Genomic DNA, 19,194 nt, shown 5'->3' on the forward strand with positions numbered 1-19,194 from the left:
ATTAAATTCCTCTCTCTTTCAAAATAATTTGAATCCTATTGATAATATCGGTAACAGGCTCGATATATTCGACGCCTCCCATTTCAACTGCCTGACGGTTCATTCCATAAATTACGGAAGTTTGTTCGTCCTGAGCGATCGTGGAACCGCCGGCCTCTTTCACTTTCACCATGGCCGCCGAGCCGTCTTTTCCCATCCCGGTCATAATTACGCCGATGATGCCGCTTTTGTATTCTTCAACCGCGCTGTTTAGGAGAACTTCGATGGAAGGTCTGTGTCCATTTACCGGAGCTTCCCTGTTCAGGGCAATCCATTTCCTCCCGCCTCTCGATTGAATCGAAAGATGCAGGTCTCCCGGGGCGACGTAACCCACACCGGATTCGATCGGTTCTCCGTCCTCGGCTTCCTTCACTCTGATTTTCGAATGATCGTTGAGTCTCATCGCGAAGGCCTTGGTAAAACCCGCGGGCATATGTTGAACGACGAGGATCGGAAGAGAAATGTCCTCTGGGATTCTGGAAAAAACTTCCTGAAGCGCGCGCGGACCTCCGGTAGAGGTTCCGATACAAATCACCTGAATCGGAGTCTTTTTGGAGGTAGGCGCGGGAAACGCGGTGACCGGAATTTTTTTACCGCCCGAGATGGAAGGAACGGGGATTTTACTTTCGAAATAGGCGATAATTTTGGACTTGAGAATGTTTCCGATCTCTTCCGGATCGAATTGAAACGCGCTCGAAGGTTTCGGGACGAAGTCGATCGCTCCGTATTCGAGCGCCTTAAACGTGGCTTCCGCTCCGTTTTGGGTCAGAACGGAAAGCATGATCACCGGAATTCCGAGTTTCTTTTTTTGAAGTTCGTGAAGAGCGGTCAAGCCGTCCATCACCGGCATTTCCACGTCCAGAATGATGACATCCGGTTGTAATTTTTGTGCGAGTTCGATACAATCCACGCCGGTTTTACCGGTGGCGACGACCGAAATCTTGGAATCTTTTTGGATCTGATCGGAGATGATGTTTCTCACCAAAAGGGAATCATCCACGATGACCGCTCGAACCGGATGCGGAACCATCGAAATCAGAACCTCGGAATCAACTGCATCAATTCGTCGAAATCCGGAAGAAACAACAACACTCCTAAGAGATCGTTTCCTTCGTGATTGAACTCGGTGAGCATACTGAGGAATTTGGTCCGTTCCGGTTTGACGACGTCCAAAACCTGCATAAAGGTTCCTTCCAAAAATTCCGGAACCGAGGGCATAACGCTGGCTTTCGCCTTGTTGGAGATCGAGTTCATCACGGAAGAACAGACGATGTTGGAAATCTCGCTTAACACCGATTTTGCGTCGTCGGTCAGTTTTTCTCCGGGAATCGTTTCCGAACCGAGGAGTTCTTTGGCGAGGTTTCCCGCGTTCTCTCTCGAAAACATCATCAACAGATTTCCGTTCAATTCCCCGTTCATACGGATTTTCAAACCGTAAAAATGATCTTCGGAAAAACGGATCTCTTGTGCGAGACCTTCGCGGTCGTTCATGATGATTTCGGGTATAAAAAGATCGATGTTCTTTTTCAGAAGTTGGGAAAGCACCATCCCGGCGTTCATCATCCCGGTATTGATGACGTTCTCCAGTTTTTTGAGTTCTTCCTTAGAAAGTGCGCCTTTAAAATCCTTGGAAGGAGCGACCGACATCGTACGTTCCTTCTTTTGGGAAAGAAAACTGTCGATGATCGCCTTGGCGCGTTTTTGTTCGTCGTCGCTCGCGCTTTTATCCAGGGCGATGTCCGTGATATGAGAGCGGTATTCGTCTTCGGAGGAAACGAACGGTTTCCGGAAAGAAGAAGTCGAGGAAGGCTCCGACGAGTACGAGGTGATCGTAGGGTTTTCGATCGGAGAATGAGGAGAATCGGGGGACGCGATTCCGTGATCGGAAGGAAGTTGTCTTTCCGCCGGAGCTTTCATTTCTACGTTGAGCGCCGCGGCCAATTCTTTTTCTTCTCGGAAAACTTCCTCTTTTTCCGCGACGACCCGTTTGGTGTCTCGGGTTCGATCGGTCTTTTTCTTTTTGAGACGTTCGCGATTGGTGATCTCGTGCAGCTTATGATTGTAGACGTTCGTCGGGTTGGTCGTCTTTTGGATATAGAGTTCCTCTTCCCGTTCCGCGGAATGGATCGAACTGATCCTTTGCATCGTTTCGAGATGATAGTGGACGATCGTATCCGAATCTTCGAGTTCGGAAGCGATCTCCACGATTCCCGGAATATCCAAAACCATAATGATCGTGCCGTCTCCCATAATGGAAGCGCCGGTAAGACCGTGGACGTTTTTAAAATTTTTGCCGAGGGATTTGATGACGGTTTCGTGTTTACCCACGAGTTCATCCACCATAAATCCCAGTTTACGACCCTTGTATTGAACGATAACGACCGGAAATTCGTCCCGATCCGTTTTATCCTGAAGACCGATGATACGGTTGAGTCTGTAGATCGGGAGAACCTCGCCGCGGAGATTGATGATTTCGTTCCCTTCGAGAGTGGTGATCTGATCGTTGTGGATTTTGATCGTCTCGTTGACTTCGGAAAGAGGGAAAGCGTATACTTCCTCTTCCATCAAAACGAGAATGGAAGGAATGATCGCGAGCGCCTGCGGGAAGGAAAGAACGAAAGAAGTCCCTTGTCCTTTGACGCTGTTGATGATGATCTTACCTTTGAATTCCTGAATCAGATTGTTGACCACGTTCATGCCCACGCCGCGGCCGGAAATATCGGTGATTTTATCCGCGGTCGAAAAACCGGCTTGAAAGATGAACTGAAAGATTTCCTGTTCGGAAAGGTTGGAAGCCTCGGTCGCGCTCACGAGTCCTTTTTCGATCGCTTTTCTGAGAATTTTCTCCGAATCCAGACCGCGGCCGTCGTCCCGGATTTCGACCATGATATTACTTCCGCCCTGATACGCGTTGAGTTCCACCGTGCCCGTTTCCGATTTTCCCACGGCGGCACGTTCGGCGGGAGGTTCGATTCCGTGATCGACCGAATTGCGGATGAGATGAAGCAAAGGTTCGCCTAACGCGTCTATGACTTTCTTATCCAGCTCCGTGGATTCTCCGCTGAGAATCAGATTCACTTTCTTGTTGGTTTCAAGCGAAAGGTCGCGCACAAGACGGGAAAATCTACGGAACACGGTGGAGATCTGAACCATCCGGATGTTCATGATTCCCGACTGAAGTTCCTTGGAAATACGGTTGATGAGATCGATTCTGGATTTGAGGTCGTTAAAAAGCTGATCCTCGCCGAAGATACGGACCAGATCGTCGTAGATACGTTGAAAGCCTGAGTTGGTGATGATCAATTCCCCGACGTTGTTCATCAACTGATCCAGTTTATCCGAAGAGACTTTGATACTTTTGAGCGTAACCTTGGACTCGGACGACGCCATATCGTCTTCCATCTTAAAATTCGAGGTAACGACTTCCTCGTAAACCACGGGGACGTATTCCTGAACTTCCAGAAATTCCACCATATCCACGTTAGCCGCCGTTCGAATCTGTTCCAAGGACTCGGAGGAAAGAAACAAAAGCGCGATCGAAACAACGTCCGCTCCCTTTTCCAATTCTTCGAGATCGGGAACGGCCTTATAGATGACGCCCAAGTTTTTAAGATTTTGAAGAATCAGGGAAAAGCGCAGACCTTTCATCGGAGAATCCTTCCCCAAGGAAACGGAAATTTTCCAGCAATGACCGGTCTTTTGGATTTCCTCTTCGAGTTCCCGAACCTCTTCCGCCTCGAGACGCACTTCCAGACCGTTACCGTTAGACGAAACCGCCATCGGGGTCGCGGGCGATTTTGAAACCGAAGAAGCAGCGGAAGACCCCGACTCCTCTCCGGAAGGACGGGACGAATGTGGAGCGGAAGAACCGGTGTTCGCCGAAGATTGTGTAGACGCGGAAGGAGAAGCCTGACTCGACGGCGCGGAAGCCATGGAAGAGGAAAAAGATCCCGGATCTTTTTCGTACGCGTCCAACTTTTGGATCATATCCGTAAAGGGAGTATCGATCTTTTTTCCTTGGCTCACGTTTGCGATCACGTATTTGATCAGATCGAAACATTGAAAGAGAAGATTCACAAGAGGAAGTTTGACTTCCAGTTTACCGTCGCGTATGAGTTGGAGAAGATTCTCCATCTTGTGGGCGAGATCGGAAAGATTGTACAAACCCACGAATGCGGCGGAACTTTTTAGGGAATGCGCAGCGCGAAAGATATCGTTGATGATGGAAAGATTCTTATGATCCGATTCCAATCGAAGTAGATTGGCGTTTAGTTCTTCGATCTGGTCTTCGGATTCCTCCAGAAAGAGTTCTGTGTATTCTCCGAGAATTCCGGGCATCAATTTGCCTCCTGTTCGAAGTTGATCAGGACGGAAAGATTCAGGTTGAGAATCAGGGTTTCGTCCGCTTGGCTGACGGATTCGATCAGAGAACTATAGTTTAAGGTCAAATCGTCGGTCGCTTTACTGATTTTATCCTGTTGAACCTTGACCACTTGTTTCACCGTATCCACGAGAATTCCCGCGCGTTTTTCGTCGTGAACGACCACGATAATCCTCGTCGAAGAGATGATCTCGCTGTAGCCGATTCCGAAAACCTGCTTTAGATCTAATATCGGAATGATCTCTCCCCGAAGATTAATCACACCCAAAATATAATCCTCTCCGTTCGGAATTCTCGTAATCGGGACCGGTTTTAGAATTTCGTGAATTTTCAGGATATCGATCCCGAAAATCTCGTCCTCCACACTGAACGTTAGGTATTCCTTCTGAGATTCGGTCGTTTTATCCGCTTCGAGGGATTCGAGATATTGTCTGTTATCGAATGAGGCCATTGTGTTTTCCCTGACGGTTCTCCCTACAAAATCCAGGATCAATATATGAAACAGAGAGCGATTTGTTTTTCAAGAAATTTCGAAGAAACGGAATCCACAATTCCGAAAAATCTACGGATGGATCGTTATTTGAAAATAGACAGTATTTTACGGTATTTTCAGACGATTTGATAGATTTTTTTCTCCGTAATCACTTGGCCCACTCTTATGTCGTGCTCTTCCTTATCGAAACGCGCGGGGAACAATTCCTCGTAGGTAAGCCCGATCAATCGGCTCGGATTCGCGTCGTAGAGGGTGCGATCGTAAAAGCCCGCGCCTCTTCCCAACCTATAACCTTGTTCGTCGTAACCGAGCGCGGGAACAATGATCCAATCCGCTTCCCGAAAGTCCAGCGTTCGAATTCCCTTCGGCTCTAAAATTCCGAACTGTCCCGATTCCCAATCCTCGGGAAGAATGAATTCCAGGGTTTGTTCGGACATCTTCGGGAAATAAATTTCTTTTTCGGCCGAATCCCATCCGAGAAGTTTAGGATCCACTTTGACTTCCCATTTATCCGGAGCATACGCGATGATTTTTCCGGCGCCTTTTGTGACTTCTTTTAAGAATTGCAGGATTTGTTTGTCTTTTGTGTCTCTTTCTTCCAGAAGAGTGAGTAGGGTTCGAAGCGCGTTGCGGGATTGAAGTTTCAAGGAGCGTTTTCTTACGGGGAATTTTGAGAGAAGTTTATTCTTTGGGACGTCGAAACACAAAGTTCAACGTCAAAGATCTCCGATGATTCCCTCTTCCAATAAGGTAATCAGCCTGCGGGTTTTTTCCTCGATTTCTCCGGTACCGGCGACTTCTTTTTGAGAAATCGATTCCCGTTTGGATTCTCGAATTTGATTCAATTCGTCCGCGAAATTGAGAGCGGCTAAGATGGCGAGTTTTTGTTTGGAGGCCCCGGGCATTCCCGCTCCCAGTTCTCTGAGTTTGCGATCTACTTCGTCCGCGAGAGAATAGATATATTCTTCTCCCGTCTCACCCAGGATCGTGTATTCCTCCCCGAGGATTCTGACCTTTACACGACGAGGTTCCATCGGTCGTTTAGGCTTTCGGATCGTCTTCGATGATCAAAAAGTCGTCGTCTTCATCCGCGTCAAAAACGCTGATCGCATCGTCGTCGTCCTCGATGATGATATCGTCTTCTTCGGCTGCAGAAAGAGGACTGAAATCTTCCACCGCTTCGTCTTCGGTGATTTCCAGAGTGTCCTCTTCTTTGTCTGGAATTTCGGTGATGAGGGAAATATCGTCGTCGTCTTCGTCGAGAAGGATGATTTCGTCGTCTTCTCCGAACTCGTCTTCCGCAGATGCGTTTTCTTTGACTACGTTAGACGACGCAGCGGCGGTCGTAGCGGCGGCGGCCGTCGTGGTTGCTGCGGCAGCGATCGGAGCCGCGCTGGAAGAAGAGTTTCCCGATGCGGAAGAAGCGGTCGTGCCTCCGCTCACAGGGAGAGAATCCAATCTGCCCAGAAGCTGGTTGATTTTTCCTTCCAGCTTTTGTTCTCTTTCTTTGAGTTCGCTGAGTTCGTTTGTCGTTTTTTGAAGTTGGGCTCGTAAGGAGGAAAGTTCCTTTTCCTTTTCTTCCATTGCCAGCTTCATCTGGTCGTTTTCCGCACGGAGAGTTTCGTTTTCAGACTCTAAGCGACCATTTTCAGCGCGAAGATCACCGATGAGTTCTAGGGCTTTAATGACCTTGCTTTCTAATTCTTCAATGGTCTCCATCGTGAGCATACCTACTTCTCCTTAAAAAACGTTCTCGGAAAACGCAAAAGCCCTGTAAACATACAGGGCCGACGATTCTGGTCAAGCAGGATTGATTATCCGGCTACTTTGATTTTTTCCACCAGGGCGTTGAACACTTCCCGGTCGTTAAACGCCAGTTCCGCGAGGGATTTGCGATCCATGTTGATTCCTAATTTTTTTAGGGAATTCATAAACACGGAATAAGACAAACCATTTTCTCTGGCAGCAGCGTTAATTCTGATGATCCAGAGTTTACGAAAATCGCGTTTTTTCGCTCTACGATCGCGGTAGGCCCATTGGCCCGCTTTCATCACCGCACTTTTTGCGGTTCTGTAAAGTTTGGAGCGAGCTCCGCGGAAGCCTTTCGCATCCTTAAGGACTCTTCTTCTTCTATTTTTGTGAATAGTTCCGTTAACCGCTCTAGGCATTATCGTACTCCATAAGGCATGAGTCGAACGATGGATTTCCAGTCGGAGTTATTGACCAGGGTCAAACCGCGAAGACGTCTTCTGCGTTTCGGTCCCTTTTTGGTCAAGATGTGACGGGTATTCATACTCTTGCGTTTGATTTTGTTGTTCTTTGTGAACTTGAATCGCTTCGCAGCGGCCCGGTTCGTTTTCAACTTTGGCATCTTCTCTACCTTAGATTCCCTATCTTCCCAAAATTACTTAGGATTAATGATTACTACGATCTGTTTTCCGTCCTGAATCGGATCCCGCTCTGCGGTACCGTGTTCTTTCAGGTCTTCCACCATTCTATAAACTACTTTCATTCCGAGGTCGGAGTGCATCATCTCCCTACCGCGGAAGCGGAGACTGATTTTTACCTTGTCCCCTTTGCCGAGAAATTCCTGCGCGTGTTTCTTTTTAATATCGTAATCGTGACTTTCGATTCGAGGGCGAATCTTAATTTCTTTTACGTTGATTACGTGCTGTTTTTTCTTCGCTTCCTTACTTTTTTTGAGTAATTCGAACTTGTATTTGCCGTAGTCGATGATCTTGCATACGTGCAGCTCTTGATCGGCGGACACTTCCACAAGATCCAGATTTTCCTCTTTCGCCTTTCGAAGCGCTTCTTCAAAAGAAACGATGGCGACTCCGTCGTCCGAAACCAAACGAACCCGGGAAACTCCCGTGATTTTCTCGTTGATTCGGTGATTGAAGAGTTTATCTGTTCCTGATTTTTGACTCGGTTTTCTCTGCATTCATTCTCCGGCTAGATTTCCAAGATTTTATCCGGGAGCTTGTTTTCAAGCGATTTTTGACTCCGCTTCGTTGGAATTTGCCGTGCTTTGCGCGAAACAGCCGCGAAAACTCGAGGATCGGCTTGGGAAATCCTCTTTGGCTTCTCCGATTTGAAAATCCGTCGGAAAACCGGAACGAGGCGGGGTATGATGAGACAGCAGTTTTTATTGTTTCAGTTTTTGGTGTGAGTTCCCGCACCAGTTTGGCTGCCAAAGGAAAGCCGAACCACCGAAGAACGCGTATCTCGTGTGAGTTCCCACGTAGTTCGTGCTCAAAAGGAATACGAAACCGCCCGATGTGTGAGTTCCCACATCACTTTGCTTTCCAAAGGAAGACATTCCTCTTCAGAAAACCTCTTCAGAAAAATCGTTTCGTGTGAGTTCCCACAAACCGAAACGGCGGCCTCTTCCACAAACCGCCGCCGTACCGATCCTACAACTTAGCCGGCTAAGATCTCTTCTTGAAGGTTGGAAATAAACCCGGAACGAGTCAGAGTTTTCGTATCTTCCTGCCCCAATTTTCTCACCGCGAGAGTTCCCGATTCCATCTCCTTTTCCCCGAGTATCAAAAGATAATTCGCCTTTTTCAAAATTCCGTCGCGGATCTTCGCGCCGATCTTTTCATTGCGGACATCCATCTCCACCCGAAAACCGGCGCCGACTAACTCGCGATAGACGTCCTTTGCGTAATCGCCCACCTTTTCGGTCACCGTCAAAATTCTCACTTGGTTGGGAGAAATCCAAAGAGGAAATTTTCCTTCGTAGTGTTCGATGAGAATTCCGATGAAGCGTTCCAAAGAACCGTAGATCGCGCGATGAATCATAACCGGTCTTTTTTTCTGACCGTCACTGTCGGTGTAATCCAACTCGAAACGTTCCGGCATCGAAAAGTCCACCTGGATCGTTCCGCACTGCCAAAGCCTTCCGATCGAATCCTTGATGTTGAACTCGATCTTCGGTCCGTAAAACGCGCCCTCGCCTTCTTTGATTCCGTAGGGAATTCCTTTTTTTTCGAGAGACTTCTTGAGCGTTTCAGTCGCAAACTCCCAGTCCTCGTCGCGGCCCTGCGATTTTTCCGGACGCGTCGCGATGAAGGTTTTGAATTCTGAAAATCCAAATTTCTTATATACGGTAAACGTAAAGTCGATGATGTCCATCACCTCGGACTCGAGATGATCCAACGGAGCGTAGATATGCGAATCATCCTGAGTGAAAGCCCTTACTCTAAAAAGTCCGTGAAGGACTCCGTGCAATTCGTGACGATGTACACTTCCGAACTCCGCGAAGCGAAGCGGCAACTCGCGATACGAATGCAGATGATGTTTGTAAATCAAAGAACATCCGGGGCAGTTCATCGGCTTGAGGGCGTAATCCTCTTCGTCGATGTCCGTGAAATACATGTTCTCGTGGAAGTTATCCCAGTGACCCGACTTCTTCCAAAGTTCGGAGGAAAGAACCGCGGGGGTTTTAATTTCCTGATAACCGCGTTTGTTACATTCGGATCGAAGATAATCCGCGAGAGAATTCCAGAGGATCGTTCCTTTCGGATGCCAAAACGGAAAACCCGGGCCTTCCTTTTGAAAAGAGAAAAGATCCATTTCTTTTCCGATTTTTCTGTGATCTCGTTTTTTGGCTTCTTCGATCTGAAATAGATACGCATCCAATTCCTTTTTGGAGGGAAACGCGACTCCGTAGATACGGGTCAACATCGCGTTGTTTTTATCCGCTTTCCAATACGCTCCCGAGATCGCAGTTAGTTTAAAAGATCTTAATATTCCCGAATTCGGAACGTGAGGGCCCCGACAAAGATCGAACCATTCTCCCATTCCGTAGATGGAAACTTCCTCGCCCGGAATTCCTCCGATGATTTCGATCTTGTATTTTTCTCCGAGTTTTTGGAAGGTCTCGATGGCCTCTTTTTTGGGAACGACCTTTCTCCAAACGGGGTGATCGGCCTTTACGATCTTCTCCATTTCGGCTTCGATCTTGGGAAAGTCTTCGGGTGTGATCACCTCGCCTTGAAAATCGATGTCGTAATAAAAAAATCCCGGACCGTTGTCGATCACGGGACCGACGGTGAGGTTGGCCTTGTTGTATAAGTTCTGCACGGCCATTCCGAGCAAATGCGCCGCGGAATGTTGGAAGGTGTCCCAACCGCCTTTTTCCGCGTACGTCAATACTTCCAAGTTCGCGTTCATCGTCACCGTTCGGGATAAGTCCTGGATATCCGTACCGTTCAGGCGTACGGCGAGAGCCTTGTTCTTTAAAAAGGGTAATTCTTTTTCGATGAATTCGCGGAAGGTGCTTCCTTCGGCGACTTCCTTTACGGATTGATCCGGCAGTGTAAGCCTATACATTCTTCTTCTATTCCAGGAACGAATTTGGGTTTCCCCTTCTCCATTCGCGAAAATCGGACATATTTTTCAACCGATTTGCATTTGCCGGGGAAAAACCTTGACTACGCCTAAGGCCCCTTCGACGCTGTAGGAGATGAAAGCGTTCTTGGTTCTCGACAATGGTACGATCCTAGAGGGAGAATCCTTCGGTTATGAAACGGAATCGGTCGGCGAAGTCGTCTTTAACACTTCGCTCGCGGGTTATCAAGAGATACTAACGGATCCTTCCTACTGCAATCAGATCATCACTCTAACGTATCCGATGATCGGAAATTACGGGATTCATCCGGATAATATGGAATCCTCGAAAATCCAAGCGAGCGGATTGATCGTAAAAGAATACGTCGATCGTCCTTCGAACTTCAAATCCGAAAAAACCCTATCTCAATTCTTAAAAGAATATAAAATTCCTGCGATCCAAGGGATCGATACGCGTAAGCTGACGCGTTATATCCGAACCAACGGCTCACCCAATGGAGGGATTTTCACTGCTCCGGAATATTCTCCAAAGTTTTTGGAAACGGTAAAATCGTTTCCGGGAATCGTGAATTCCGATTTGGCCAAGGTGGTGAGCACGCGCTCCCGGTACGTATTCGGAACACACTCCGGAAAAAAATACAAACTCGCTGTGTACGACTACGGTGTGAAAACGAATATTCTCCGTCTTTTGGACGCGTCCGGTTTTGCGGTGACCGTTTATCCCGCGCAAACTTCCGCGGAAGAAATCATGAAGGAAGGAGCCGATGCGTTTTTCCTTTCCAACGGACCGGGAGATCCGGCACCGCTCGACTACGCGATCGATGCAACTCGCAAAATTATGGAAAGAGGGTATCCTCTTTTCGGAATTTGTCTCGGCCATCAGATCATCGGACTTTCCCTCGGCAAAAAAACGGAGAAGATGAAATTCGGACACCGGGGTGGAAACCAGCCGGTCAAAAATTTATCCACCGGTCAGGTCGAGATCACTTCGCAAAACCACGGTTTTGCGGTCATCGACGATCATAAAACCGACGAGCCGGTTTCCTTCATCAATCTCAACGACGATACCGTGGAAGGAATCTTAAAATCCGGATATCCCTTATTGACGGTCCAGTATCATCCGGAAAGCGCTCCGGGTCCGAACGATTCCCGTTATCTATTTCAAAAATTCTACGATCTGGTAGAAAAAACAAAACGAGGTTAGACTCATGGCAGAATTCCCGCAACTCCCCGATAGACTTTTAGGACTTCCCGTTGGAAAGGATTTTTCGATCGAAGCTCTGGTGAAAGACGTATGGAATCCGGAAACGGACGATCTTTTTCCTCCTAAGAATTTCTTGGGTCTCGGATACGGTGTGAATTTTTACGCGATCGCGAGAAAAACCGGACTTTTGTAAACCGCGAAAAACACCACGATCCTGTCGGAATTCCCGCGGCTCTCAAAAAAAATCTTCTTGAGAATAGTATGATTTTCTGATACGAAAAAATTGCCGGAGGTTTTCCCACCACCTCTCCTCCACCACCCAATCAGGGTGGGGCCGCCGCGTTTCACGGACGGATCGTCGGAATTACGGCGCAATCCCCGTCCTAAAACGGAACATCCTTCCGAGTTCACGCCGGCCACAATCGAAGATTCCGCGTGGATAAATTATAAATCGCTTAGAAATTCTTTCGATCATCGGATATACTTCCCTTCGCATTTTTTGAATCGAATTCGGAGAAATTCGCCGCCTGTCGAAGTCGGTGGAAACCTGAAACCTCGAAGCCGATTGTATCACCGCCAAAACGGAGAAAATATGAAAGAAAATTATAATATTCTAAATCTACCTCGAGACCTTCGGGAGGATTTAATCGGACGAAAAAGAATCGAAACAAGACAAGGTTGGTTTGATCTTGCATCTATCCAAGAAGTCCACTTCAGCTCCGTAAAGATCGGTCCGTTTGCAAATGACGAATTAGGACAATATTACACCAATTCGGTCGGCCTTATAAAAAATTCGGAACACTATGGGGAAGATCCGGAAATTCTTATCTGGCTACCGCGAATCGGGCTCTACGGGACATGGGATTCCAGTCACGACGAACTTCATATTTTTCCGGATGGAAATTGGAACACTATGAAATCGAATCTGACTCCATTCATCGAAGCACAGTGGGGATACGAGGGCGACGACAAGATAGAACACATAACCTTGGAAGACGCAGAGCGATACCCGACGGCCTTCGACTTTATCCCTTACGACCTGGACAAAACAGTACACAACCTTTCCGACGGAGAATTGAACGCTTTTTTGGAACGATACGAAGATGCGATTCTTCGACATCCGGACGTCTCTTCGTTGGACGACGCCTATTTCGCGTTAGCCGAAACTTATTATCGTCTCGGAAAAAAAGAATCGGATCGGATCGATTTCTGGAGGAAAAAACTTCTGCGAATTTTGGATTACTATCCCGAGGGTGAATTTCATCGGGAACGGGAAGGAGCCGAAATCTGTGTATGGGCTTCCTCCGATCTGGGACTTTCCCTGTTTCGCAATCTATTGGATAAGGACGAAAAACAACCGGAATACGCGGGAGGCGCCAGCCTGCTTTCCGCGTTTTTGATTCACTTTGCGGATCGATCGGAATCTATTTTAGAAATTTCTAAATCGCCGAAATATACGACCGCCGTACTTCGTTCTCTGGAGACCGCCAAACGATGGGCGCTTACGGTCGTAAACGACGAACTTGCCGCCAAACTCAAACAAAACTCCGCCGCAATGGAAACGATATCCACACTCGTTGACAGGATCGGCGAAATCATACTTACAAACCCGGAAAACTATTCCAAAGAGGAAGTCCACTCGATTCGACACAAAAAGGTGGTGGATAGATTGGTGAAAGGCTGGGAGCACTTAAAGAAAAAGGAATATACCCAAACGGAAGAATTACTTCGTTCCATATTCTCCGAGTATGCGGAAGACGCGGAAGCCTTATTTTTAGACGCAAGACTACATTGGTTGAAAACGGGATCCCCGGAAGAAGGAATCAAACGTGCGGAAAAAAACCTACTAACGGCCGCGGAAGGCGATTTTGCCGGACGAGGAAGGCTTTACAATCTAGTAGGATGCGCGTTAGACGAAATGGGAAAGCTGAAACAATCCTTGGACGCCTTCGGAAAAGCCGCGGAACTTTGTCCTAGGGAATCCATGTACGCAGCCAACCTCGCCGAAATCTATTGGAAAATGGGGGACCAAAAGCAAGCCGCCCAATACGCCAAAAAAGCCAAAAGTATGGGGGACAAATCCTCGATCGTGGAGGAAATATTTCAATCGACCCGAAGCGGCTCGAAACAATCGGAATAAGAAGACGGACATTTTAGAAATTATGAATGCGGATCGATTCCATCCGGAGATCGAAAATCCTGAGCACAAATCGAGGCGTCACTCTTAAAAGAAATTTCCATTCGATTTCCAATCAAACTTGTTTGAAGTTATAATTTGGACGGAATAAAGTTTACAATCCTTTACTGTTTGTTTGAAACAGATGAAGAGGAGATGACCGATGAAAATTAAAAAATCGATTTTTTTCGCCGTAATTTTATTGGGAAATATGTGTGTTTCCGTTCCCCGGCAAACGCTTTCTACGGAGAATCCCGAAGTAAATCGACATAGAAGCGCAAAGTTGCTCTCCGCATTTTTCGGATTGGACAATGCACTTCCGTTCCGATCCGTCGCTCTTTGGCGAAGCGCACCGGGTCAGGATGGAATGCCTTTGGTATTTTCGCACGAGATCGATCCGAAAACTTTGGACATTTCCGACTTTCAAATCCTGACGTCAAAAGGGGAAATCCATTTTCCCTCGTTCGCTACGTTTGCTCCCGCATTGGAAGCGTTCGAACTAAGAACCGTTCTTTTGATCGGCGAATTCGGAAATTTTCCAGAAAACGAACCGAAGGAAATAACGATCGTCGGGGAACTCAAAAGTCGGGACGGACAAAATTTTATCGGACAAAAAATCCGAATAACACCCCTGAACGAAGGACCCTATATTAGTTATGCTGAATATTTCGATTTTGGTCGTTCGTATCCTTACAACGAATCGGAACGAGGAAACGATTGTCCTCGTTCCCGGACCGCTCTCGTTGTCCGAATCGTTTGGGCCGGAGGAGTAAGAGCTTTGGACGGTCGGGAACTGGGGAACAACGATCTGAAAAAATTTCGAATCCAAATGACTTCCGGCAAAAAAAACTGGGTCACTTCCCCGTTCCAAATCGCCGACACAGACGACAACGATAATAACGTGGATCTGTGTATTTCGGAAAATGGAATTCCTAAATCCGTGGAAGTGGATGCAAACACCGCAATCGATCCGAGAGGAGACGCAAACCCGTTCACCAAAAAGGAAATTTTAAGCCGCTGGTAAATTTGGATCGGGAATCCGAATCCATAAAAACACGTTTCGTCGAATCGATACGACACAACCCGAGTCGTCCTTTAAATAAGAACCCGCATCTTAACCCGGGTTTTTATTTTTAAGAGCGAACGTTCGAATCCAAGAACGGCCTCGTGCGTCTTTTATTGTTAAATTAGAAAATTCTAAAATACAAAATCTGAACCGCTTTTCAAAAACAAAAAAGCCCAGGACACACCCCCAGGCTTTTTATGATTTTCCGGGCTCTCAACAAAACCGCGGAAACTTTTTCTTTTAGAGAGAATTCCTCAATCGAAGGATTCTCTCCGTAAGATCTTACGCCTGAAACGCGTCCAGAACGAGTTGATCCTGTTCCTGCAAATGCAGCTTCATATGGCCTGCCGCTGGACTAGGAGATTCGTGTCTTCCCGCATATGTAAGTCTTACGTTGGAAGGAATCAAATCCTCGATCCTTTCGCGAACGAAAAACCAAGCCCCTTGGTTTTTCGGTTCTTCCTGACACCACACGAAGGATTTAGCGTTCTTGAATTTTTTGAGAGCCGCCTCGATTTCCTTCGCGGGAAACGGATAAATCTGTTCCACTCGAACAAGCGCCGTATTCTGGATCTTATTTTCGTCGCGGTATTTCATTAAATCATAATATACTTTACCTGCGGAAAAAATCACTTTTTCGATCTTGTCGGGCTTGGAACCGCCGTCGTCTACGAGAATTTCGCGGAACGCGCCTTGCAGAATATCCTCCACGGGAGAAAGAGAAGCCGGAAAACGGAGCAAACTTTTCGGGGTTACGATCACGAGAGGTTTACGGTAATTCCTGAGCATTTGTCTTCTCAAAAGATGAAAATACTGGGCCGCGGTCGTAAGGTTACAAACCTGCATGTTGTTGAGGGCGCAGAGCTGTAAAAATCTTTCGAGTCTTGCGGATGAATGTTCCGGTCCTTGACCTTCGTATCCGTGCGGAAGAAGCATAATCAAACCGGAAAGTCTTTGCCACTTCACTTCCGAACTGGAAATAAATTGATCGAAGATCACCTGCGCGCTGTTCGCAAAGTCTCCGAACTGAGCTTCCCACATCACGAGGGCGTTCGGGTCGGCGAGAGAATATCCGTATTCAAAGCCCAACACCGAAAACTCGGAAAGCGAAGAGTTGATGATCTCCGCCTTCGCCTGCTTAGGCGAAATGTGGTTGAGGGGAATGTATTTCTCGTTGGTGTTCGTATCGACCAACACCGCGTGACGATGCGAGAACGTTCCTCTCTGAGAATCCTGTCCGGAAAGACGGATTCTAAATCCGCTTTCGAGAATCGATCCGAAGGAAAGCGCTTCCGCAAATCCCCAATCCACGGGAATTTTTCCTTCCGCCATTTCCTTTCTGCTCTGGAGAAGTTTTACGAGTTTTGAATTCGGAGTAAATCCTTGCGGAACGCTCGTCAAAGCCTGAACGATTCCGTGCATCTGCTCCGCGAGAAGTTTGGTAGCGGGTTCGGAATCCAAAGAAACCTTGGAGAACTTGGACCAAACTCCCTGCATGGTATCGACGCGGATCTTTACGTCCTGTTCCTTGGCTCTTTGGAAAGAATCCTCCAGCCCGTGCATGGACCCGTTTTTGATGAAGTCCAAATCTTCCTGAGCAATGTCGCCTTCTTCCACGAGACGTTTCTCGTAGAGATTGACGGTCGGAGGATGGCTTTTGATCGTCGCATACATCTTCGGCTGCGTGAACGCAGGTTCGTCGGTTTCGTTGTGACCGAGTCTTCTATAACATACGAGGTCGATGATAAAATCTTTTTTGAACTTCTGACGGTATTCCATCCCGAGTTTAACCACTCGATATACGGCTTCGGGATCGTCCCCGTTTACGTGGATGATCGGGATTTGGAATCCTTTCGCGAGATCGGTTGCATACAACGTGGATCTGGATTCGTCCGGAAGTGTGGTGAATCCGATCTGATTGTTGACCACGATATGGAAGGTTCCACCGGTTGTATAACCTTCGAGGTTCATCAGGTTGAGAGTTTCCGCGACCACACCTTGACCCGCAAACGCCGCATCTCCGTGAATCAGGACCGGCATGTATTTCGCACGATCCTTGTCTCCGATCAGAGTTTGACGCGCACGCACCGAACCGGTTACGACAGGATCCACACACTCCAAGTGACTCGGGTTGAACGCCAGAGAAAGTTTCACTTCTTTTCCGGCTGCGGTCATTCTGCTGTTCGAATAGCCGAGGTGATACTTCACGTCCGCATAACTCAGGTTATCCTTGTCGGTTTTTTCTTCGAACTCGGCAAAGATGAGAGACGCGGGTTTTTCGATGATGTTCACGAGAACGTTGAGTCGTCCTCTGTGCGCCATTCCGATCACAAGTCCGTCCATTTGGTGATGTCCGGCTTCTTCTACGATCGTATCCAAAAGAGGAATGAAGGATTCTCCTCCTTCGAGAGAGAATCTTTTTTTACCCACGTATTTTTTCGCGAGAAACGTTTCGAAGTAATCCGCTTGGAATAATTTTTCGAAAAGTCTCAGCTTTGTATTTTTAGAAAGCGGCGCTAAAAATTCGGGAGATTCCATTTGTTTTTGAAGCCATTCGCGTTCTTCGTCGTTTACGAGATAAAAGTGTTCGGCTCCGATCGTGTTACAATAAACCTTTTCGAAAAGATCCACGATCTCCGCGAGTTTCACTCTTCCGAGCGTATCGCTGTCCACGACGGTTTCCAAATCCGAAGGTGAGATGCTATGCAATTTGGAATCGATGAACGTTCGGTTCGGTTGTTGAATTCCCAACGGATCGAGTTTTGCCGCAAGGTGACCTTGTCTTCTGTAAGCGTTCAGAAGATTGATGACTCCCATTTCTCGAATCGAACCCGCCTGTGCGTCGGTAAAGGAAGTGGCGACCGCGGACTTACCGTTGCCGTTCGAATATCCGTTTCCGTTGGCAAGACCGTTGGAATCCACTTCTTGAAAGAAGGATTTCCATTCTTTGTCCACCGCTTCGGGGTTGAGTTTGTACTGATTGTAAAGTTCTTCGAGGAGTGCGCCGTTCTCCCCGTAAAGCGCCATGAGTTTTTCGATCTTCATTGTTGAAACCTACCTAATACGACCGCGCTCACGCGTGGATCGCCCACTTATCCACCGCCATCGCCGCTTCTTTGATTACTTCCGCCAAGGTCGGATGTGCGTGGAAACTTCTTGCGATGTCTTCCGCGGAAGCTCCGAATTCCATCGCCACCGCCAATTCCGCAACCATGTCCGAAGCCCTCGGTCCGAACACGAACGCACCGAGAATTTTATCCGTTTTTTTATCCGCTAAGATTTTGACTTGTCCTTCGGCTTCGTTCATCGCTTTTGCGCGTGCGTTCGGTCGAAAGAGTGATTTTCCGGTTTTGTATTCGATTCCTGCCGCTTTTAATTCTTCTTCGCCCTTTCCTACCCAAGCCATTTCCGGCCAAGTATAGATGACGTAAGGAACCGCGTCGTAGTTGACGTGACCGGATTGTCCCGCGAGAAGTTCGGCGAGGGCTACTCCCTCTTCTTCCGCTTTGTGCGCGAGCATCGGTCCGTCCACCGCGTCCCCGATCGCGTAGATTCCGGGAACGGACGTTTTAAAATGTCCGTCTATTTGAATTCGTTTGCGAGGTGTCAATGCGACACCCGCTTCTTCCAAACCCACACCTTCGAGAAAGGGTCTACGACCGACCGCAACGAGCACGACGTCCGCTTCGAGTTCCTTGGCCACACCTTTGGAATCTTCGATCTGAACTTTGACTCCGCCCTTAGTCGTACTCGCGCCTTTGACCTTGTGTTCGAATAAGAATTCCATTCCCTGCGCGGTCAAAGAACGTTCTAACAACGAGCCCATCTGACGATCCACGTTGGATATGAGTCCCGGCATAAATTCGACCACGGTGACCGCGGCTCCGAGTCTGGACCAAACCGATCCGAGTTCTAGTCCGATCACTCCGGCTCCGATGATGATCATCTTTTTGGGAAGTTTGCGGATATCGATCGCGTGATCGGAGGTGATGACGTTTTTTCCGTCCACGGTCAACCCGGGAATATCGATCGGAACCGATCCGGTCGCCACTACGATATGTTTTGCGTTGAGGGTTTCCTTGCTTCCGTCGTTTAATGCGACTTCCACTTTTCCAGCGGATAAGACCTTGCCGAAACCTTCGTAACGTTTGATCTTATTTTTATTCATCAGAAAGTCCACTCCGTCGGTGACTTCCTTTACGATCTGATCTTTGCGGTTCATCAGTTTGTTCAGATCGAGATCGACCTTGCCGACGGTGATTCCGTGGACGTCGAGTTTATGGAGCGTTTTGTGATATTCTTCGGAAGAATCCAAAAGCGCCTTGGAAGGGATACAACCCACGTTGAGGCAAGTGCCTCCGAGGGTTTTTCTTTTTTCGATGATTGCGGTTTTTAAACCGAGTTGTGCGGAGCGGATGGCGCAAACGTAGCCCCCCGGTCCCGCACCGATCACGACTACGTCATATTCTGCTGACAT

General features: G+C 47.8%; 16 protein-coding genes. 4 read left to right on the plus strand and 12 right to left on the minus strand.

Features of this window, described 5'->3' with window-relative positions; all coding sequences use genetic code 11:
* Position 1: 1 nt before the first annotated feature.
* The 10 genes from EHQ17_RS13265 to thrS form a co-directional block, all read right to left on the minus strand.
* Positions 2–1,069: a protein-glutamate methylesterase/protein-glutamine glutaminase gene (locus EHQ17_RS13265; protein WP_135592110.1), complete on the minus strand. Its 1,068-nt coding sequence runs from the start codon at positions 1,067–1,069 to the stop codon at positions 2–4.
* Positions 1,070–1,074: 5 nt separating this feature from the next.
* On the minus strand, positions 1,075–4,377 hold the full coding sequence (locus EHQ17_RS13270; protein ID WP_135592112.1) for a chemotaxis protein CheW: 3,303 nt from the start codon (positions 4,375–4,377) through the stop codon (positions 1,075–1,077).
* Positions 4,377–4,871: a chemotaxis protein CheW gene (locus EHQ17_RS13275; RefSeq protein WP_135592114.1), complete on the minus strand. Its 495-nt coding sequence runs from the start codon at positions 4,869–4,871 to the stop codon at positions 4,377–4,379. Before EHQ17_RS13275 ends, EHQ17_RS13270 begins: the two co-directional genes overlap by 1 nt.
* Before the next feature lie 158 nt (positions 4,872–5,029).
* A complete protein-coding gene (locus EHQ17_RS13280; RefSeq protein WP_135592115.1) occupies positions 5,030–5,560 on the minus strand; it encodes a 5-formyltetrahydrofolate cyclo-ligase in 531 nt (176 codons plus the stop codon).
* Between the two features lie 69 nt (positions 5,561–5,629).
* On the minus strand, positions 5,630–5,947 hold the full coding sequence (locus tag EHQ17_RS13285) for a cell division protein ZapA (RefSeq protein ID WP_135592117.1): 318 nt from the start codon (positions 5,945–5,947) through the stop codon (positions 5,630–5,632).
* Between the two features lie 7 nt (positions 5,948–5,954).
* Positions 5,955–6,641 (minus strand): coiled-coil domain-containing protein, encoded by a 687-nt coding sequence (locus EHQ17_RS13290; protein WP_135592119.1) that lies wholly within the window; start codon positions 6,639–6,641, stop codon positions 5,955–5,957.
* An 86-nt stretch (positions 6,642–6,727) separates the two neighbouring features.
* Positions 6,728–7,081 (minus strand): 50S ribosomal protein L20, encoded by a 354-nt coding sequence (rplT, locus tag EHQ17_RS13295; protein ID WP_002726297.1) that lies wholly within the window; start codon positions 7,079–7,081, stop codon positions 6,728–6,730.
* Positions 7,081–7,284, minus strand: a complete 204-nt coding sequence (gene rpmI / locus EHQ17_RS13300) for a 50S ribosomal protein L35 (protein ID WP_002765180.1) — start codon at positions 7,282–7,284, stop codon at positions 7,081–7,083. The genes rplT and rpmI overlap by 1 nt, the downstream gene beginning before the upstream one ends.
* Before the next feature lie 33 nt (positions 7,285–7,317).
* Positions 7,318–7,857, minus strand: a complete 540-nt coding sequence (infC, locus tag EHQ17_RS13305) for a translation initiation factor IF-3 (protein ID WP_135592121.1) — start codon at positions 7,855–7,857, stop codon at positions 7,318–7,320.
* A gap of 479 nt (positions 7,858–8,336) precedes the next feature.
* Positions 8,337–10,253, minus strand: a complete 1,917-nt coding sequence (thrS, locus tag EHQ17_RS13310) for a threonine--tRNA ligase (RefSeq protein ID WP_135592123.1) — start codon at positions 10,251–10,253, stop codon at positions 8,337–8,339.
* A 133-nt stretch (positions 10,254–10,386) separates the two neighbouring features.
* Between thrS and carA the strand changes: the two genes are divergently transcribed.
* From carA to EHQ17_RS13330, 4 genes are all read left to right on the plus strand, one after another.
* On the plus strand, positions 10,387–11,475 hold the full coding sequence (gene carA / locus EHQ17_RS13315) for a glutamine-hydrolyzing carbamoyl-phosphate synthase small subunit (protein ID WP_135592125.1): 1,089 nt from the start codon (positions 10,387–10,389) through the stop codon (positions 11,473–11,475).
* Between the two features lie 4 nt (positions 11,476–11,479).
* On the plus strand, positions 11,480–11,668 hold the full coding sequence (locus tag EHQ17_RS13320) for a hypothetical protein (protein ID WP_100747064.1): 189 nt from the start codon (positions 11,480–11,482) through the stop codon (positions 11,666–11,668).
* 399 nt (positions 11,669–12,067) lie between these two features.
* Complete coding sequence (locus EHQ17_RS13325) at positions 12,068–13,615, plus strand: tetratricopeptide repeat protein (RefSeq protein ID WP_135592127.1); 1,548 nt, start codon at positions 12,068–12,070, stop codon at positions 13,613–13,615.
* Positions 13,616–13,814: 199 nt separating this feature from the next.
* Positions 13,815–14,675: a hypothetical protein gene (locus tag EHQ17_RS13330; protein WP_135592129.1), complete on the plus strand. Its 861-nt coding sequence runs from the start codon at positions 13,815–13,817 to the stop codon at positions 14,673–14,675.
* Positions 14,676–14,999: 324 nt separating this feature from the next.
* Here the strand turns inward: EHQ17_RS13330 and EHQ17_RS13335 are convergent, their stop codons facing one another.
* Complete coding sequence (locus tag EHQ17_RS13335; RefSeq protein WP_135592131.1) at positions 15,000–17,762, minus strand: 2-oxoglutarate dehydrogenase E1 component; 2,763 nt, start codon at positions 17,760–17,762, stop codon at positions 15,000–15,002.
* 28 nt (positions 17,763–17,790) lie between these two features.
* The gene (gene lpdA / locus EHQ17_RS13340) at positions 17,791–19,194 is read right to left on the minus strand and encodes a dihydrolipoyl dehydrogenase (protein ID WP_135592133.1); all 1,404 of its coding nucleotides are present in this window, start codon (positions 19,192–19,194) and stop codon (positions 17,791–17,793) included.

This window comes from Leptospira gomenensis (assembly GCF_004770155.1).
In the GTDB taxonomy this organism is placed as follows: Bacteria; Spirochaetota; Leptospiria; order Leptospirales; family Leptospiraceae; genus Leptospira; species Leptospira gomenensis.

What these genes read in the sequence shown, in the direction of transcription:
- EHQ17_RS13325 (WP_135592127.1), top strand. Translation starts at nt 12,068, where the DNA reads ATGAAAGAAAATTATAATATTCTAAATCTACCTCGAGACCTTCGGGAG.
- EHQ17_RS13285 (WP_135592117.1), bottom strand. Translation starts at nt 5,947, where the DNA reads ATGGAACCTCGTCGTGTAAAGGTCAGAATCCTCGGGGAGGAATACACG.
- infC (WP_135592121.1), bottom strand. Translation starts at nt 7,857, where the DNA reads ATGCAGAGAAAACCGAGTCAAAAATCAGGAACAGATAAACTCTTCAAT.
- lpdA (WP_135592133.1), bottom strand. Translation starts at nt 19,194, where the DNA reads ATGTCAGCAGAATATGACGTAGTCGTGATCGGTGCGGGACCGGGGGGC.
- EHQ17_RS13275 (WP_135592114.1), bottom strand. Translation starts at nt 4,871, where the DNA reads ATGGCCTCATTCGATAACAGACAATATCTCGAATCCCTCGAAGCGGAT.
- thrS (WP_135592123.1), bottom strand. Translation starts at nt 10,253, where the DNA reads ATGTATAGGCTTACACTGCCGGATCAATCCGTAAAGGAAGTCGCCGAA.
- carA (WP_135592125.1), top strand. Translation starts at nt 10,387, where the DNA reads ATGAAAGCGTTCTTGGTTCTCGACAATGGTACGATCCTAGAGGGAGAA.
- rplT (WP_002726297.1), bottom strand. Translation starts at nt 7,081, where the DNA reads ATGCCTAGAGCGGTTAACGGAACTATTCACAAAAATAGAAGAAGAAGA.
- EHQ17_RS13270 (WP_135592112.1), bottom strand. Translation starts at nt 4,377, where the DNA reads ATGCCCGGAATTCTCGGAGAATACACAGAACTCTTTCTGGAGGAATCC.
- EHQ17_RS13330 (WP_135592129.1), top strand. Translation starts at nt 13,815, where the DNA reads ATGAAAATTAAAAAATCGATTTTTTTCGCCGTAATTTTATTGGGAAAT.
- rpmI (WP_002765180.1), bottom strand. Translation starts at nt 7,284, where the DNA reads ATGCCAAAGTTGAAAACGAACCGGGCCGCTGCGAAGCGATTCAAGTTC.
- EHQ17_RS13290 (WP_135592119.1), bottom strand. Translation starts at nt 6,641, where the DNA reads ATGCTCACGATGGAGACCATTGAAGAATTAGAAAGCAAGGTCATTAAA.
- EHQ17_RS13335 (WP_135592131.1), bottom strand. Translation starts at nt 17,762, where the DNA reads ATGAAGATCGAAAAACTCATGGCGCTTTACGGGGAGAACGGCGCACTC.
- EHQ17_RS13320 (WP_100747064.1), top strand. Translation starts at nt 11,480, where the DNA reads ATGGCAGAATTCCCGCAACTCCCCGATAGACTTTTAGGACTTCCCGTT.
- EHQ17_RS13265 (WP_135592110.1), bottom strand. Translation starts at nt 1,069, where the DNA reads ATGGTTCCGCATCCGGTTCGAGCGGTCATCGTGGATGATTCCCTTTTG.